Source organism: Breoghania corrubedonensis, from assembly GCF_003053845.1.
Lineage (GTDB): Bacteria > Pseudomonadota > Alphaproteobacteria > Rhizobiales > Stappiaceae > Breoghania > Breoghania corrubedonensis.
Map to the genome: position 1 here is coordinate 1 of NZ_QAYG01000015.1, position 17,590 is coordinate 17,590.

At 58.4% G+C, this 17,590-nt stretch carries 15 protein-coding genes and 1 tRNA gene; 12 read left to right on the forward strand and 4 right to left on the reverse strand.

The genetic code is table 11. The annotated features are described in order from the left end of the window. Window positions 1-236: 236 nt before the first annotated feature. The 5 genes from C8N35_RS22580 (at window position 237) to C8N35_RS22600 (ending at window position 10,097) form a co-directional block, all read left to right on the forward strand. Window positions 237-1,067: a DNA adenine methylase gene (locus tag C8N35_RS22580; RefSeq protein WP_342753519.1), complete on the forward strand. Its 831-nt coding sequence runs from the start codon at window positions 237-239 to the stop codon at window positions 1,065-1,067. Between the two features lie 318 nt (window positions 1,068-1,385). Further along, entirely contained in the window at window positions 1,386-2,291 is a 906-nt protein-coding gene (locus C8N35_RS24070) for an abortive infection family protein (protein ID WP_210203659.1), read from the forward strand. Between the two features lie 214 nt (window positions 2,292-2,505). After that, on the forward strand, window positions 2,506-4,080 hold the full coding sequence (locus tag C8N35_RS22590; protein WP_245926944.1) for a trypsin-like peptidase domain-containing protein: 1,575 nt from the start codon (window positions 2,506-2,508) through the stop codon (window positions 4,078-4,080). A gap of 494 nt (window positions 4,081-4,574) precedes the next feature. Beyond that, window positions 4,575-9,392, forward strand: a complete 4,818-nt coding sequence (locus C8N35_RS22595) for a DEAD/DEAH box helicase (protein ID WP_107992018.1) — start codon at window positions 4,575-4,577, stop codon at window positions 9,390-9,392. Between the two features lie 628 nt (window positions 9,393-10,020). After that, window positions 10,021-10,097 (forward strand) — tRNA-Lys (locus C8N35_RS22600). Window positions 10,098-10,177: 80 nt separating this feature from the next. Here the strand turns inward: C8N35_RS22600 and C8N35_RS22605 are convergent. After that, window positions 10,178-11,248, reverse strand: coding sequence for a tyrosine-type recombinase/integrase (locus C8N35_RS22605; protein ID WP_245926947.1), 1,071 nt, complete (start codon window positions 11,246-11,248; stop codon window positions 10,178-10,180). Beyond that, window positions 11,238-11,483, reverse strand: coding sequence for a helix-turn-helix transcriptional regulator (locus C8N35_RS22610; RefSeq protein ID WP_107992020.1), 246 nt, complete (start codon window positions 11,481-11,483; stop codon window positions 11,238-11,240). Before C8N35_RS22610 ends, C8N35_RS22605 begins: the two co-directional genes overlap by 11 nt. 787 nt (window positions 11,484-12,270) lie before the next feature. On the opposite strand from C8N35_RS22610, the gene C8N35_RS23755 reads away from it, so the two are divergent. Together C8N35_RS23755 and C8N35_RS22615 are read left to right on the forward strand one after the other, a co-directional pair. Next, window positions 12,271-13,107, forward strand: coding sequence for a GNAT family N-acetyltransferase (locus tag C8N35_RS23755; RefSeq protein WP_146177463.1), 837 nt, complete (start codon window positions 12,271-12,273; stop codon window positions 13,105-13,107). A 3-nt stretch (window positions 13,108-13,110) separates the two neighbouring features. Continuing rightward, window positions 13,111-13,755, forward strand: a complete 645-nt coding sequence (locus C8N35_RS22615; RefSeq protein ID WP_107992021.1) for an AAA family ATPase — start codon at window positions 13,111-13,113, stop codon at window positions 13,753-13,755. On the opposite strand, the gene C8N35_RS23760 is transcribed toward C8N35_RS22615, so the two are convergent. Continuing rightward, the gene (locus tag C8N35_RS23760; protein WP_146177464.1) at window positions 13,746-14,291 is read right to left on the reverse strand and encodes a hypothetical protein; all 546 of its coding nucleotides are present in this window, start codon (window positions 14,289-14,291) and stop codon (window positions 13,746-13,748) included. The two genes, C8N35_RS22615 and C8N35_RS23760, sit on opposite strands and share 10 nt — an antisense overlap. 567 nt (window positions 14,292-14,858) lie before the next feature. Beyond that, window positions 14,859-15,557, reverse strand: coding sequence for a S24 family peptidase (locus C8N35_RS22620; protein ID WP_170122222.1), 699 nt, complete (start codon window positions 15,555-15,557; stop codon window positions 14,859-14,861). A 113-nt stretch (window positions 15,558-15,670) separates the two neighbouring features. On the opposite strand from C8N35_RS22620, the gene C8N35_RS22625 reads away from it, so the two are divergent. From C8N35_RS22625 to C8N35_RS22645, 5 genes are read left to right on the forward strand one after another with little or no spacing between them, the layout of a single operon-like run. Then, window positions 15,671-16,003: a hypothetical protein gene (locus tag C8N35_RS22625; protein ID WP_107992023.1), complete on the forward strand. Its 333-nt coding sequence runs from the start codon at window positions 15,671-15,673 to the stop codon at window positions 16,001-16,003. Beyond that, window positions 16,000-16,497, forward strand: coding sequence for a hypothetical protein (locus C8N35_RS22630; protein WP_107992024.1), 498 nt, complete (start codon window positions 16,000-16,002; stop codon window positions 16,495-16,497). Before C8N35_RS22625 ends, C8N35_RS22630 begins: the two co-directional genes overlap by 4 nt. After that, window positions 16,494-16,811, forward strand: a complete 318-nt coding sequence (locus tag C8N35_RS22635) for a hypothetical protein (protein WP_107992025.1) — start codon at window positions 16,494-16,496, stop codon at window positions 16,809-16,811. The genes C8N35_RS22630 and C8N35_RS22635 overlap by 4 nt, the downstream gene beginning before the upstream one ends. Then, complete coding sequence (locus C8N35_RS22640) at window positions 16,808-17,251, forward strand: hypothetical protein (protein WP_107992026.1); 444 nt, start codon at window positions 16,808-16,810, stop codon at window positions 17,249-17,251. The genes C8N35_RS22635 and C8N35_RS22640 overlap by 4 nt, the downstream gene beginning before the upstream one ends. Next, window positions 17,248-17,484 carry a hypothetical protein gene (locus C8N35_RS22645; RefSeq protein WP_107992027.1) on the forward strand — a complete coding sequence of 79 codons (237 nt, stop codon included), beginning with the start codon at window positions 17,248-17,250 and terminating at the stop codon, window positions 17,482-17,484. Before C8N35_RS22640 ends, C8N35_RS22645 begins: the two co-directional genes overlap by 4 nt. The last annotated feature ends 106 nt before the right edge of the window (window positions 17,485-17,590 follow it).

The window sequence follows — 17,590 nt, forward strand, 5'->3', positions numbered from 1 at the left end:
CTGTTCAATCGTAGCTACTAGGCGCTAACAAAACCACTTCCAGTGGTTCAAGCGCAGCGTTTCAAACCTCCACCTCGGGTGGAGGTCACTGACTTATCGCCCGAAAGTGGCGAGGAGCCCGAAAACGGGCCGCAGGGCCTCAAGCGCCAACTCGTAACCCTGCTCGACGTCGAAACGCTTTCCGCCGTCCCCGCCGCTGCTGCGCAGCGGGGGCATAGCAGAAGGCGATGCCTAAAATGTCAATGGATAATGAAACACGGGAAGTGCGTCCCGTTGTGCCTGCCGCACCGTATATCGGCGGCAAGTCGAAGCTTGCCGGGCGGATTATCGAGACAATCTCGACCGTTCCCCATCAATGCTATGCCGAACCGTTCATCGGCATGGGAGGTGTCTTTTTCCGCCGGCCGGTGGCCCCGAAAGCGGAGATCATCAACGATCTTTCAGGTGATGTCTCGACGTTCTTCCGAATCCTGCAGCGTCACTACGTGGCGTTTGTCGAGATGCTGCGCTTCCAACTCACAACACGCCGCGAGTTCGAGCGGCTGTCAAAGGTCGATCCTGAAACCCTGACGGATCTGGAGCGCGCTGCACGCTTTCTTTTCCTTCAGCGCACCGCGTTCGGGGGCAAGGTCAACGGGCGCTCCTTCGGAACGGGGACTGAAGGTCCTGGTCGGTTCGACGTTACCCGGCTGGTTCCGCTTCTGGAGGAGATCCACGAAAGGCTCTCCAGCGTCGTTATCGAATCCATGCCGTATGGCCGCTTCATCGAGGTTTATGACCGTCCGCGCACACTTTTCTACATCGATCCACCGTATTTCGGCTGCGAGCGGGACTATGGGGCCGGGATGTTCTCGCGCGATGAATTCGCCGTTATGGCCGCGCAGCTCGAGCGCATCGCCGGCCACTTCGTGTTGTCAATCAACGACACACCCGAGGTGCGCGAGATCTTCCGCAAGTTTCATTTCGTGGAAACGGATGTCGCCTACTCGATCGCAAGGCACGATCGGCGCGATTTTGGCGAACTGATCATAACGGGACCGGGAGAGTTGCCGCGACGGCTTTTGTAATGCGGATCGGTTGGCCGCTCTTTCTTTGGACTGAGCGGCCAGCGGCACGGGCTTGTCCTTTTGAATTAAACGGCTGAATTGGGGCCGGAAGCGGACGGGCAGGTTTCAGGATCATTTCGCCCAAACTAGCCGTTCGACCTGCAATTCGGCCGCTGAGATACAAGCGAGAAACTCGACAACGGCGTCGGGTGTGTTTACGCTCGCCCCTAAGCTGACCACACATCCGGGGGGCAATTGTGCCCTTTCGCCGAACGCCCTTTACCTGATCGTACGCAGATCGACATCGGACTTCCAACATACTTGCGATAGAATTGTTTCGTGCGAATCGAACTCTCAGAGCAGTCCATAGATGCGCTCGCTGAGATCATCTCCGGCGGCGCGGCCAACGGCTGCGAGCCGTCGATCGGACTTTATCGGCAGGGCTGGCGGCTCGAAGCTTGGTTCAAGGGGTTTGGTGTTCCCTTCGACATCAAGGGGGAGAGTCGACTCCCGGCCACTAAGACTGCGATCCGGGGGGCCATCTTGCTCGATCCGGGTAACGGCGAACTGCTCAAGCGGATCATTGAGAGCTCTGCAGATCCTCGCGACTTCATAAAGGAACCGGAGCGACACTCTGTCGTCGTCGAGTATATCAACAAGCACTTGTCCTACGACGGCCTAAAACTCGAGCAGGTGGGTCGCACCATGCGCTTAGTCGAGATCGTCGAAACCGCCCCAGTTACTGGCGAGCTGTCGGCGATGGCAGCGGGCATCGACTTCGACACGGTCAGCCGAGATCTCGATCGCGCCCTTCGTGCAGCCAATAGTGACCCGGAGATCGCCGTCACCGCAGCCTGTTCTGTGGTTGAAAGTGTGTGCCGATCGATCTTGGTTGAGCTTGAGGTCGATTTTCCGGCGAAGCAAGATATCTCAAGCCTCTATCGAGCAGTCCGAGATCCACTAGGCCTCGATCCGATGAAGGAAGGTCTAGTGCCAGAGATCGTCAACGACGTAAAGGCGGTGCTCTCGGGGCTGGTGACGGCGGTGCAGGGCATTGGCTCGCTTCGAACCCACGTCGGCGGTGCGCATGGTAAGGAGAAGGGCTTCCGCCGGATCGACGCACGTATCGCGAAACTCGCCATCCACTCGGCGTCTGCGATCGCATTGTTCATCATCGAAACGTGGCAGATAAGGCATCCGGGCAGAAAGCTGCCGCTTCGAGACGAGCCCGAAGAAGCATCATAAGTGCACCGATCATGCCGGCGCGGCTCGCCGCAACAATAGAAGGAACCTCACTGCGTTCCGAAGTGGAAAATTTGCAAGGCTTCTGCTACACGCGGTCTACGAGGTCTCCCCTCGCATACGCGCTGTGCAACTGCGGCGTAAGAGCTAATGTCTCGATATATCGTGCGCGCCATCGTAACCTGGTGTGACTTGGCGTGATTGGAAGGGAGACCTCGTGCCGCGCAACCCATTTGGCCCACCGATCCGCGCTGCTGTACCGGCCGAATTGGCGAGCGAAGCCGCTCTACTTGCCCACTTGGGAATGACCGTCGGAGAGTTGAACAAGATTCGCTGGTACCGCGACCAGATGTACCAGACGTTTGAGATAGCAAAGAGCGGGGGCAAGAGCAGGCTTATAAGCGCGCCGAATAAACGGCTTAAACACATCCAGCGGCAGCTCCTCCCGCTTCTTTATCAGCTGTATCAAACTCGCAGCCCGGTACACGGGTTCGTATTCAACAGGTCGGTCAAGACAAACGCGCAGTCGCATTTGCGCAGACGTTTCGTGCTTAACCTCGACCTTCAGGACTTCTTCCCGACAATCACGGAGAACCGCGTTGTCGGCATGCTGAAGGCAATCGGGATCGGCGCCACCGTGGCTGTTGCCATCGGATATTTGTGTTGCATCCACGGCCACTTGCCGCAGGGCGCACCGACTAGCCCGGTACTCTCCAACATGATCTGTTTCCGATTGGACAGAGAGTTGCTCGCCTTCGCGAAGGCATCGCGCTGCATTTACACACGCTATGCCGACGACATAACGCTCTCCAGTCACCAGCCGATGAGCGCGCTGTTCGAAGGATCGCCTCCGCCGGCGGGGAACTTTGCTAACGATCTCCTCGTCTCAGCCTTGACGGCGATCGTCGTCGGAAACGGCTTCACGATCAATCCGATGAAAGCTCACTATGCCAATCGCCACTCCCGCCGGATGGTGACCGGCCTCAAGATCAATGATCTCCTCAATGTCGATCGCCGCTATATTCGCAACATTCGCGCGGTGCTGCACTCCGTGGAGACGCTCGGATTCGTCGGAGCGCAGACGAAATATGCGACGTCCGGCGGAACGGGGAGTTTGGCTGCACATCTGCGTGGCAAGATCGCCTGGATAAGCCACATCAAGGGTCCATCGGATCCGGTGGTCCGCAGTATTGCGCTACGTTTCAACACATGCTTCGCCGATCGCAAGATCATGGTCACGCCAACACCTATCGAGCGTCGCGAGCGGTCGGTGTGGATCGTAGAGCACGACGATGGTCAAGGGACAGGCTTCTTCCTGAGCGGAGTGGGTCTCGTCACGGCGGCGCACTGCGTGACGGGCAAGAGAGAAGTTGAGGTATTCCATCCGTCTAAGCACGCGAACACATTCAAGGCGACTGTCCTGCAACGCGACGATCACCTGGATCTCGCCATCCTTGGCCATGAGATCCCTGCCACCGAATATTACGAATTGAATCGAGCCGCGCTGCCGGTAGTTACCGGTGACCCTATGACGGCGGTCGGCTATCCCAAATGGGCGCCCGGCGATCCACTCAACGTCAGACCTGGTGTCGTTAGCACCGTCACGATTAAGAGTGCTGTTCGGCTCATCGAAGTGACCCAGAAGCTGACGCAAGGGATGTCCGGCGGCCCGCTTCTCGACGCCAATGGAGACGTGGCAGGCGTGGTACACAAGGGCGGACCTGAGGAAGGCCGCGACTTCGCGATCCATGTCGAGGTTCTGAATAGCTGGCTTGCGCATTTGGCCTCATGAAACCGGCCGCTCTCGCTTAAGGCTCCTGACCTTGATGGACGAACGGCTGCTTCTAGGATCTGCATGAAGTATCTCGTACGACCGATATGAGGGCGCGTTGCGGTCCGTCTGCCTTGGGGCCGTTAGGAGACGGTCGGGTTTGACCTCAGCAATTAGCGAAGCAGACGTTCGCGTTTAATGCGCGCATAGTCGCTTTCGGCCCATTGCGGACCTTCGTGCCAAGTGCGGAGGAAAACCGGTCTCAGCCCTTCCGCGACATGCATGCAAGGCACAGCATGTCGCTAGCCACCGACACGAGAGCGGGAAGCAGCCGCGCGAGTACTCTTAGTCGACCGGCCTCGATGGGACAGCCGCGGTCTCTGAAAATCTAGGTTCTTTGACGAGGCCTAGGGCTCGGTTCGACGGACATCTCTTCCAGACGCTTCATATTCACAGCTTGCAGCCGGAGCAGGCAAAGTGGTCTATTCGGCGGAAACGACGCAGTGAGTTTGGACATGAGCCACAGTGATATTGCCGAAACCCTAGCGCAATTTCGGGAACTTTCCAGCGACGAACGCGGTAAAGGCAGGCTATTCGAACGGCTGATCGCTAACTATCTGGTCCGCGATCCTCAGTATTCCGATTTATTGGAGCATGTTTGGCTCTGGGAAGAATGGCCCGACCGCTGGGGCGCTGACGTGGGCATTGACCTCGTCGCCCGGGAAAAGGCGACCGGCGAGTACTGGGCAATCCAGTGCAAATTCTTCGACCCCAACCACACAATCCAGAAGCCCGACATTGATTCTTTCCTGTCTGCATCCGGCAAACAGTTTGCGACGAATGACGGCAGCAGGCAATTCGCACGCCGCGTTCTCGTGTCGACCACGGATAAATGGAACAGGAATGCGGAAAGCGCCATCGAAGGGCAGACTATCCCCGTTTCCCGCATCAGCCTTGCCGATCTGGCAGAAAGCCCGATTGACTGGACGGAATTCAGCCTTTCGCGCCCCGACCTGATCCGCCTGCGCCCCAAGAAAACGCCGCGCCCGCATCAGGATGAGGCAATCGCCGCTGTTATCGAGGGCTTCCAGACCGAAGATCGCGGCAAGATGATCATGGCTTGCGGCACAGGCAAGACCTTCACATCCCTGCGGCTTGCCGAAAATGTCGTGCCCGAGGGCGGGCGCATCCTGTTCCTGGCCCCTTCGATTTCGCTTGTGTCGCAGAGCCTTCGGGAATGGACCGCACAGGCGCTTGATCCGATCCATGCCTTTGTCGTCTGTTCCGACAGCAAGGTGGGCCGCGACGAAGAGGACCTGCGCACGCATGATCTGGCCTACCCCGCGACCACGGACTCGCGGAAACTGGCGAACGCAGCCCAAGCCCTGACACATGGGCGGCGCGTTGTCGTCTTCTCTACCTACCAGTCGATTCAGGTCGTGTCCGACGCCCAGCGCGCTGGGCTTGGTGAATTCGACCTGATCATCTGTGACGAAGCGCACCGGACAACCGGCCTGACCCTGCCGGGCGATGACCCGTCCGATTTCGTGAAAGTGCATGACGATAGCATCGTGAAGGGCAAGAAACGCCTCTACATGACCGCCACGCCGCGCATCTATGCGGATGCGTCCAAGGCAAAGGCAGATCAGAACGATGCGGTCCTGTATTCGATGGACGAACTCGATACGTTCGGCCCGGAATTCTACCGGCTGGGCTTCGGCAAGGCCGTCGAACGCGATCTTCTGTCCGAATACAAGGTGCTGATCGTCGCCGTCGAACAGGACAAGATGAGCGCCGTGGCGAACAGCTATAACCGTGCCTACAAGCTGGACGACAAGAAAGCTATCGACATCAACTTCGCCACCAAGATCGTGGGAAGCTGGAAGGGCCTGTCCAAGAAAGGGCTGGTCCTGGTGGATGAGGACGGCAAACAGGAAGACCTGACCGAAGACACCGAACCGATGCGCCGCGCCGTCGCCTTCTCGCGCTCCATCAAGTCGTCCAAGGCGATGACCGAGACCTTCGGGCGCTTGGCCGAACTCTATGCCGAGACCTATCATCCCGACGATGCGCCCGGCATGATCGACTGCCAGCTTGATCATGTCGACGGCACGATGAACGCCTTACAGCGGTCTTCGGCGCTGGAATGGCTGAAGGACAATCCTGGTTCCGGCAACTGCCGTATCCTGTCCAATGCACGCTGCCTCTCCGAAGGGATCGACGTTCCCGCGCTCGACTCGGTCGTGTTTTTCGACACCCGCGAGTCCATCGTGGACATCGTGCAATCGGTTGGGCGCGTCATGCGCAAGGCTGAAGGCAAGAAATACGGCTACATCATCCTGCCGGTCTGTATGCCGTCCAAGAACGTAGCCGATTACAACAGCTACATCGAAAGCGATCCGCAGTTCCGCAGCATCTGGAAGGTGATCAAGGCCCTGCGCGCCCATGACGAGTCCCTCGTCGACGAAGCTGAGTTCCGCCGCAAGGTCAAAGTCGTCTCGGGCGACGACAAATCCGGCGACGATGAAGGCGGGGGCGAAGGTGGCGGCGATACCCTGCCGCTCGACTTCCCGGCCCTGCCAATCGACGCCATCAGCGAAGCGGTCTACGCCGCGATCCCCAAGAAACTGGGCGACCGCGAGTATTGGAGCGAATGGGCCAAATCCATCGGTCCCGTGGCCGAACGGGTGATTGCCCGCATCAAGGCCATGATCGACGGCAACCCGGATGTGTCCGAAGAATTCGCCCGCTTCCTGAAGGGGCTGCAAGACACGCTCAATCCTGCCGTCTCGCAGGATGAAGCCATCGAAATGCTGGCTCAGCACATCCTGACGATGCCGGTCTTTCAGGCGCTGTTCGAGGGCACCGATTTCCCGGAACACAATGCCGTGGGCAAGGCGCTGGACGCCATCGTGCAGAAACTCGACGCGGGGGCCGTCGACAGCGAAACCGAAAGCCTCGAACGCTTCTACGACAACGTGCGCGAACGCATCAGCCTGGCGAAAAGCGACAAGTCGAAACAGGACATCATCCGCAACCTCTACGACACGTTCTTCAACAACGCCTTCCCGCGCATGGCCGAAAGGCTGGGCATCGTCTATACGCCCGTTCCCGTGGTCGACTTCATCCTCCGATCCGCCGATGCCGCGTTGCGCCGTCACTTCGGGCAGTCGCTATCCAGCGAGGGCGTGCAAATCCTCGACCCCTTCACCGGCACCGGCACCTTCCTTGTGCGGCTGATCCAGTCGGGGCTGATCCCGCCCGACGCGCTGGAACGCAAATACGCGGGCGAGTTGCACGCAAACGAACTGGTCCTGCTCGCTTATTACATCGCCACGGTGAATATCGAGACGGCGTATCATGGCATCACCGGCACCTATCGCCCGTTTGACGGCATGATCCTGATCGACACCTTCCAGATGACCGAAGACGGCGACATGGTCGACAAGGTCGTGCTGCCGGAAAACAACGAACGCGCCGAACGGCAACTGGCCCAGCCCATTCAGGTGATCGTGGGCAACCCGCCCTATTCGGCGCAACAGGACAGCGAGAACGACAATAACAAAAACCTCGCGTACCCGACACTGGACGACAAGATCAGGACAACCTACGCGGCGAAATCGAACTCCCGGCTGGCGAAGAACCTCTATGACAGCTACATCCGCGCGATCCGCTGGGCCTCGGACCGGATCGCAGATCGTGGCATCGTCGCCTATGTGACCAACGGTTCCTTCCTTGATGCCAACAATATGGACGGCTTGCGCCTGAGCCTGACCGATGAATTCAGCCATCTGTATGTCTTCAACTTGCGCGGCAAAGCGCATGGACAAGGTGAGATTCGTCGAAAAGAAGGCGGCGGGATATTCGCAGAAGGTTCAAAGACCCGCGTTGCCGTAACGATAATGGTCAAGGACCCCGCTCACGAAGGCCCCTGCGAACTTCGCTACCATGACATTGGCGACTACCTCAGAAGCGAAGAGAAGCTGGCAATCATTGAAGAATTTGGAAGTATCGAAAGCATCCCGTGGCAGCGTCTTAGCCCCAATGAGGCGGGCGATTGGGCCGAACAACGTGATCCGGCTTTCTCAACCTTTGTTCCTCTGGGAGATAAGGATAACAATTCTGCCGAAGTGCTGTTTGATCTGTATTCTTTAGGTGCAGTCACGAACCGTGACCAATGGGCCTATGACTTCTCAGAGTCGAAGCTGACATCGAAAATACAAGGCATGATTGCCACTTACGAGGCTGAACGCCAGCGATACGCCCGTGTCTGTGAACAGCTTCCAAAAGGCGAGAGACCAGAGATTGAAGCTGTTGTCGAATCCGACCCGAGGAAAATCAGTTGGACGCGCGCATTAAAGGCAGACGCTTTGCGTGACAAACCTCTTCAGTTTGTTGCCGAATCGATTGTGCAAAGTGCGTATCGCCCCTTCAATCGGCAATGGATGTATTTCGACCGGCGACTAAACGAAATGGTCTACCAACAGCCCAAGCTGTTCCCGACGCCGCGCCACGGAAACATCGTGATTTCCAGCACGGGTGTTGCGGATCGCAAGGGCTATTCCGCCCTGGTCACGGATCATGTGCCCAACATGCACCTGACCGACACCGGCCAATGCTTCCCGCTCTACTGGTACGAACACGTCGACGAAAACGAGGATCGGCCACAAGGCGAAATGTTCGCGGATCGCCCCACGCCCGATGCAGACGGCTACATCCGCCACGATGCGATTTCCGACTGGGCGCTGGGCGCATATCGCAGCCGGTATGAGGACGACAGCATCACCAAGGAAGACATTTTCTGGTATGTCTACGGCATCCTGCATTCCCCCGAATACAAGGATCGCTTTGCCTCCGACCTGAAAAAGATGGTCCCCCGCATCCCCTTCGCCGCCGATTTCCGCGCCTTCAGCAACGCGGGCCGCGAGTTGGGCCAGTGGCACCTGAACTACGAAACCGTGGAGCCTTACCCGCTGGAAGAGGAAACCGGGCGTCTGGTGATGGAAGATGCCGACTACCGAGTTCACAAGATGGTCTTCGGCAAGGGCAGCGGCGGCAAGGACAAATCCGTGATCGTCTACAACCCGCACCTGACCCTGAAGGGCATCCCGCTGGACGCCTACGACTATGTGGTGAACGGCAAATCGGCGCTGGAATGGGTGATGGAGCGGTATGCCGTCAGCATCCACAAGGCCAGCCAGATCAAGAATGACCCGAACGACTGGTCAGACGATCCCCACTACATCGTCGACCTGATCAAGCGCGTGACTCGCGTGAGCGTGGAGACGGTACGGATTGTATCCAGGCTGCCGCCATTGAGAGAGCTGAAGTAAGTGCGGGCCTGATCAAAGAACTAGAGCGCAGCTTTCGCCTCAGGCGATAATCAGTTAGGCAAGGCACAATGTGTCCCGCCCCAAGCACCCACCCCAGCTAGGCGGCGGCTCAGATGGATAGCGTTCGTCCGCTTTTTCCTCGCCTTTGGATCTCCAATGGACCTGACGCCGACGGCGGCTCTCGGCAAGAACAGCATCGCGCGCGTGCGCGCGTGATTGCCGCCCCGACTTTTCAGGGAACGCTAGCTGCGCATCTTGGTCATTCATGCGATGCGCAGCGAAAGTCGGCTTCCCGCCCTGTCCGGACCTTGGAACAGAGCGCAGCGAATGGCTGCTTACGGGAGCTTGCGCCACAATCGCGAACGACCAGTATGGCGGCGCAAAGCGGCCGCTCGTCACAGAGGCATCTTGTGTCCGGATTGAGCTGATAGCAGCATAACTTGGGGGTACATTTTCTCGCAGTAGATTCCAGGTTAGGTGAGGCAGGCCAGCGTCGCCGGATGAGTGCAATATCGAGATGGGCGGAACCCATCGCGAACAGTTTCTGTAAATTGTCTGTAAACTGCTCAATTCGGGGGACGTGACCGGTTGCGCTAACCCCGCGATTAGATTACACACCTCGCCACTGGGAGCCCGTAGCTCAGCTGGTAGAGCAACTGACTTTTAATCAGATTTTCTTTCAATAAAATCAAATATTTGGCTGTAAATTTTGAATTTGCCTGACCTAGCGAAATCAATGGGTTGGAGCGGGGCCTGTAAACGATTTCTCGCGCAATTCATGGGACTCAGGGGCGGCGGCGCTTGCCGCGTTCGATGCTTGCCGAGACCACCTGGACACGCCCCGCATAGCGCTTGCGGATGCGGGCGATATCCTTTGTCGCCCAGCCGAACATTTCCGCCAGTGCCCGATCGTCGTAGCCGTGGCCGATGTAGTTGACGACGGCCGTGCCGCGCAGGTCGTGCAGGTGCTTGTCGATGTTGGCGGCCGCGCGCGCCTTGTTGAAGCTTGTCGAGAAACCATCGGGCGTCCACGGCAGGCCGCGCGAGTTGCAAAGGATCGTCGCGCACTCCGCGCCCGTGCGCTCGGCCGCGGCCTTCCGGTAGGCGGCCATGTCGTCGAGCGCGGAGCGCAGCTCCGGCGTGACCGGGAAAAGCACATCCGTGCGCCGGTTGCTCTTGCTCGTCTGGAAGAACAGGCGGTCGCCCTCGTCGGCGCTGACGGGCATAAACACCAGGTCCGTTCGCCGCGCGCCGGAATAGGCGGCAATGCGCAGTGCGAAGGAGAGGGGCGGGCCGGCGGCCGATATGATCCGCTCGATCTCGTGCGCCTCCCAGACGATTGCCGACCGGTCGGCATCGTGCAGGCGGGGGATGTTGTGGATGACGTGGGAGGCGAGATCGCCCGAGGCCACGGCATAGTTGAGCAGGCGCACCAGCATGCCCAGGTGCATGTCCGCCTGGCGCGGGGTGGCGGCGAAGCCCTGGTGCCACTCCATCACGCGGCGGATCATCCGCCGGTCGGCAAAGGCGCCGAGTCGCGCCGTGCCGAAGGTTTTCTCGATCACGGTCATGGAGCGCCGGTAATCGCGTTGCGTGATCGGTTTTCTGCGCCGGAAAGCGGCATCGCTCTCATAAAGCCGGATAAGGGCTCGCAGCGTGCCGGTTTCGGTGCTGCCCTTCGGGCGGGACAGGATGGCCTGTTCGTAGGCAGCCTTGAAGGCTGTGGGCACTGGCTCGCGCACGGGCGCATTGTCGCATGTCCAGAAGCACGGGCCGCCGCGCCACGCGTAGTAGCGATATCGCGCGCGGCCACCTGCGAGCTTCGAGCGGACGCGATGAATGCCCTTAGCGTCCATGAGCACTGGCCCGGGTCTCCTGTTCCCACGCATCGAAATCGCTGGCGGCCGATGATTGAACATCCAGTCCGGACAGCTTGTCCAGCGCGAGGTCCAGCGCCTTGCGGTCCCACCGGGTGGTGCCGGGCACCTTTTTCGGAATGAGACCGCGGCTCACCCAATTGTCGAATGTCGCGGTGCTGACGCTGCAATAGGCGGCGGCATCGTCTTTCGGCAGGAGGCGGGGTTCGGTCATCGTGCGGGCTCCGGATCTGCCTCCCTGCCTCGTGATTGGCAGCCCCGGCGGCGGGGAAGAGGACGCCGCCGGGGCCTCGCTGCCGGCGCCTGGGAGGAGGTCGCGCCGGTTGCTCGCTGGTGTTTGTTGGCGCCACGCCGAGCGCGTGCGTTGGACGGAAGAGGAAACAGGCCCAATCTCGTTCAACAAACGATCTGTGGTGATTGTAGAGAGGTATAAAAACCGCGTCAAATAGAAGGTAAAAAAACCTTTATTGAGATGCAGCCCGCGGTGCTTTCACCGGCGCGAGGATTCGTCGTTTGGCAGCTGTCTAATGAGGCGGGTGAAAGCGGGGGCAAAAGGGCTTGTAAAACTGCACGCACATTATTGAAAAGGGGCCGATAGCGGAATGGCAGGTTTCCGAATGGCCAGGCGGCAAAGCGGACGTCGACCTACATTGCGTGCGGCGACACTCTCGGCCCATTGCGGTCGTTGGTACTAAGCGCGGCGAAGGTCCGTCTCGAGCCCTAGGTGTCGGATGTTGCTGCAGTTCGAATGTCAGTTCCTCGCCAAGCAAGTCACGATACACGCTCCGGTAGATTGACGGCAGCGAGTTTAAAATGAGTCGCACTAACATGATTTCGCGCAAAATTTTTCTGTTGTGGAACTGTAGGCCCTACTGCCTTGTTGCGCAAAAGGCATTTTTGATAATACTAGCCGCGTGCCTTTCGAATTTCGCCATGCGCAAGCCACGGGTAGCTTGAGCAGTACCACTTCGGCCAACCGACCGCATAGTTAAGGAACCACTTTGCACCATAGCCCAACTAGCACCTGCCTTGGTAAGGATTGGCAGAGTTCTCCAATTGCAATCAATCCATGGAGCGAAACCTCGGGATATGCACTTTCCGAAATGGACCTTGTGCGACACTTGGATATTGCGGAGTACTACCCTGGAACTGAACGGGATTATCTCACTCGGCGTTTTCAACCTAAGTCACTCCCTTCGCCTCGCTCCCACACGCTCTTTATTATTGAGAAACATAATGAATTGCTGGGCTTTTTTGTTCTTGCGGTAAAGGAAGGTGGCCTAACTAAGCTTGGTCCAGTTTGGCTATCTCGTGAAGCACGCGGTCAGTCATTATTTTCGTCCATCGTTGCGTATGTTTCTGCCATTCAACCCAATAGATTCGTCTATATGACGGCCCCTTCTGATAACTTTTCAATAGTATCTTCAGCAAAAAAGGCCGGGTTTATATCAGTGGCAGCTGTACCTGATTTATACAGGGTTGGCTCAACCGAATTGTATTACCATTTGGGACGTCATGAATATAAAAGTGCTTCCATAGCTCGTCGGATAATGACGAGTAATAATATCCTACAGACTATTTGTCGGCTTGGAGTCAAACCTGCTGATCTTTCAGATCCAGGCTTGCTTAGCAGCTTTGAAAACGCCTGCGTGAAACGCGGAGGCGCTATATGCTTAAACTCGTCGTCCCCTTCGCCAAACGCAATCCACGCGGTTCGGCGCACCCCATTTTCTTACTCAACAATCTATCTAAGCAGTTGCGATACAAAATTCTCTTTGCCTCCCGGCTGGGAATTGCAAAGAATATCCGCGCAACTCGCCATAATTTTTGGAGCGTAGCGTATGACACTTGAGCGCCACCCAAGAATTATGGTGACAGGTGTGTCCGGCGTCGGAAAAACCCATCTTCTCGAACCACTTCGCGACGATCCGAAACTCTCTGTAAACGTCATCGGATTCGGCAACTCGATGTCTGATGTGTTGAGAAAGGCAACTGGCGCAGCAGATACGCCGTTGTCGAGTTTACCGTTAGAAACCAGACAAATAGTACAAAGGCGAGTAGCTCGAGAAATTGAGGCACTCGCAGACGAACAACCAATAATCATTGATGGACATCTGCTAGTCGAGCAAGCGGCGACCGGCTTTCGTGTTCCAGGCATTCCGGGGGAACATTATCAAAGCCTCGACCTCGATGGAATTATCCAAATTGTTGACGATCCACAGAGAATTCTGGATCGTCGGATGAGAGATCAAAGAAGATATGGTGATCGAATAAATGACCTCGATTTCGTAAAGGAATTCCAATCTGACATAAGGCTAGCGTGCATTACCTATTCCATCCTATTTGGATGCTTTTTTGTAGTATTTGACCTTAGGAAATTCGAGAATATCAACGATGATCCAAACTGGCAAGTTCCACGAGATAAAATCGCAGAGCAAATTATTGGAATTGTTCAGAGCATTAAAAACGAGAAAACCTATTCCTGAGTTAGAAAACATAATCTTTGCAACTCTTCTAATTCCAGCGCGCTGATTGGAACAATGCTTTTAGCTCTATTATCTCCACACATTTCAATAATGGGTTCCAGGCGCTTTGGAAATTCATCGACAAGTGATTGGAGTTTGGCTCTTTGCTCTTTATCCCGCGGTGAAGATAAATTGTGAATTAGCCCCAAGACCTCATTTATGGCATCTAAGGCGCACCTTGCATGATCACCTTGCAACAGAGGTTGCGTTTCTCGCCCAAGTTCTGCATTCACGCGAACGATGATGGCCTCTAAGGTCGCCCGTATTAGTCGCGCACGTTCAGTTGCCATCTGCTGTTCAAAGCGTTTAGCATCTTCCTCATTTCTGTTCTTCGTGATCTGAAGTTGCCTCTCAGCCGTCTCCTGACCCTTCAGGTATTCAATTCTCTGAAGCTTTAACTCTCGGGCCTGCCAAATGAATGCGATGGCAAACCAAATGATTGCAAAAGGTGCAAACAGCCCTGCAAAGAAATCGCCAATTTCATTTAGGGATAGCACTTTGCATGGCACATTTAGAGAGCTATGTAATTGGCAAATCGCACCGCAGCTCTCAAGTTGCTTCGAGACGTTTGTGCATTGGGTTGATTGCCCATATATGGCTACTGAGAACACAAAATAGATATAGAGTATTGTAGTCGCTATCGCGAAAATTAGGAACAAGTTTGATCTTATGGATTCAAAGATGCTTCTAATCATAACAGTCCCATCGTTGTTCTAATTAATGCTACACGACATCTACTATCTGCAGAATGGAATGGGTGAGTGCCTCTCTCAGTCGCTGCAACTTTAAGAGAAGACGACTGATTGAGACAATCGGCAGCTTTGTCTGCAGAACTGCCGTTTGCCAAGAGTGCGGCGAATGTCTCTTTCCCGCCCTGTCCGGACCTTGGAACAGAGCGCAGCGAATGGCTGCTTACGGGAGCTTGCGCCACAATCGCGAACGACCAGTATGAGGGCGCAAAGCAGTCGAAATATAGACTGAATAATCGGTTGTGTCGGGTGTTAAGGGTATCTTCCAGCGGAGACGCTGGCTAACCAAGCGCCCGACCAAACCGAGCCTCCAGACTAGACCCCAAACAGTTCCGCCATCGTCAGAACCCTGTGCAGCGCGGTGACGTATTCCGCAGGGATCTCGATCGTGGCGTGCGGGTTGAACTGCTCGAGGATGACCTTCGTGCCAGAGCGCCGGATCAGGCGCTTGATGTAAGCCTGGCCGGGATCGTCGTTCCAGGTGCGCGTCTGGACGATGACCGTGCAGCCTGGCTGCACCGGGCGATGAGGGTGGACGAAGCGGAGCTCGCCGGCGGGATGGGCCGGCTCCATCGAGTCGCCGGTTACATAGATCGCGTATACATCCTTCGCGCCTTCAAGCGCCGGCGGGCGGCGGACATAGTCAACGGCGCCGCCGAGTTCGAACCCCTCGAAATTCTGCTTGATGATAGAGCCGGCCGCGGTGCCCATAACGGGCAGATCGCGGTTCATTTCGCTCGGCGCCGGCGCTCTCACGTCCGCCTGGAGGACGGTGCTCTGCACCTTGTCGGCTGTTGCCGCTGTCTTGGTCGAGGGAGGATCGCCCTCTCCGGTAAGCAGCCAGTTCGGAGACGCGCGCAGAACTTCCGCCAGGCGGAGCAGTGTCTCGCCGCGCGGCGTTCGTTCCGTGGATCTCGCGAGGTTGCGTATCCCGTCGCGGCTCAGGCCGGCTTTGAGGCTGGCCTCCGTACGGGATATGCCCAAATCCGCCAGCCGACGATCGATCCGCGCCACGATCGGATTAAGTGGTTCTTTCTCCATGCGGTTATTTTACCGGAGGTATACCGCACAAACGAGCGATATAAATACCATTGACAAAGAGGTAATAGAACCGCATCGTCCGTCTCATGACCTTGCGAGCATCACTTCTGGCAATTGGCGATTCCTACGCGGCCGAGACCGGTTCCCGGCGCTCCCGCGTCTCATGGATCGTGTTTGGCGACAGCAAGATCCTCGATCGGATTGATCGGGGAGGCGATCTCACCACGCGTCGATATGAGCGCGCGCTTGACTGGTTCGATACGAACTGGCCCGAGAAGAGCGCAAAGCCGGCCATTCTGTTGGCTGCGGTCGATGGGTGGAAAACCACAACTGCAAAAGAATGTACGGCTGCAGCATCGGGCCTCGCGTCCTCGCCGTCATCCCGCGATATGCAGGAAAACCCGGGAGGCGCCGCATGAGCCTTTCCCGCGCTTCCTCCGACAAGGACCGCGCCCGGCTGAAGCTGGCCGTTCGGCGGCAGGTGAAAGCCTGCGGCGGACAGGAATCGGCAGCCTCGATCACGCGCGTCGGGCCGCAGACGCTCTCCGACTATGGCAACCACCTCAGCGACCGGCACCGCGACACTCATTGCCCGCTCGACGTGCTGCTTGATCTGACGCTCGACGGCGGCCCCGTGGCGCTGGTGGAACTGTGCCGCATCGCCGGCGGGGTTTACGTGCCTCTGCCGACGACGGGCGCGGCGTCTGATTGGGCGCGCGAGATCGCCGATGTGGCGCGCGAGGGCGGCGAGGCCGTTGCGCGCCTGTGCGAGGCGCTTTCTTCCGGCGGCACCATCACGGCCGAGGAGGTGCGGGCGCTCGAGCTGCGCCGCGAGGTGGCCGAGGCGATCGAGGCGCTGGTGACCGTCGATCATCACCTTGCGCGCATCGAGGAGGCTTCGAAGCAGTCATGAGCAAAACCTCCCGGGTGCGAGAAGCGGATGTGGATGCGGCGCTGGCGAGCGTGGATGCGTGGCTGGCAGCGCGGCGTCGCGAGAGTGGATCGTCGCCAGACGAGGGCGGAGACGGGGCCGCGGCACGCCGCCGGATGCGCGATCGCGACGGCTGTGATGCCGCGCTGACGCGGATGATCATCGCCCACCGGGCGCGAAGCTTGCGCGAGATCAACCGCGCGCTGGAGGCGCTGGGCGCGCAGCCGGTGTTGCCCGCCCGCCCGCGCCGGCGGCGGCGCAAGTTGCGCACTGAGCGCGAAGGAGCCGCAGCATGACGCGCATCCTGCACGACCGGACCACCCAATTGATGCGCGATGCGGCAGCGCTGGCCGCCGCACTGCCGGACCTGGTGGAGGCGCACCCGGAGGGCGTGGGCACGGTGGAGGTGATGGGCGGGCTCGATGTTTCACCCGCGCGCGCCTCGGCCGCCATGCATGAGCTGGTGTTTTCGCGGCGCTGCGCGTTTTCGGCGCGTGACGGCTACCTGCTGCACATCTGGCCTGCCGGCGGGCTGCCGCCGATGACACTCGCCGAACGTCGGATGTTGCTGGCGATGGCGGCGATTGCCGCGCGCGACAAGCTTTGCGGCGAGGACCTGGTGACCGCAGCGGCGGAAGCCGCCGGCGTCGGCCGGGCGGCGAAATCGCTGGTGACGCGGCTTGCGCTGAAAGGGGTGCTGGTGCGCGGGGCCGCCGGCTGGGAGATCGCCCAATGAGCCGCGCGCGGCCCGCCGAACCACAGATCCCGGCCGGTTACGTGGGCGCGCATGTGGTGCGCATGGAAACGGGCGCGCAGTTCGTGCGCCTGTGCCTGCCGCGCGATGCGCACGGGCCCTTGCTGCCGCGCGAGGAGATCGCCCGGCTGCGCGCCCTGCTCGATGCGGCGGAAGCACAGCTCGACACACTGCCCGACGACAGCGGCCGGCACGTGGTGCCGGTAGAGATCTGAGGAGGACGGGATGGAACCGGAAGACCGGACGCGCCTGGCGATCGTTGTCGCCGTTGCCGCGTTCTGCGTGATCAACATTGCGGCGCTGTCCGTTCCGGTGGAGCGG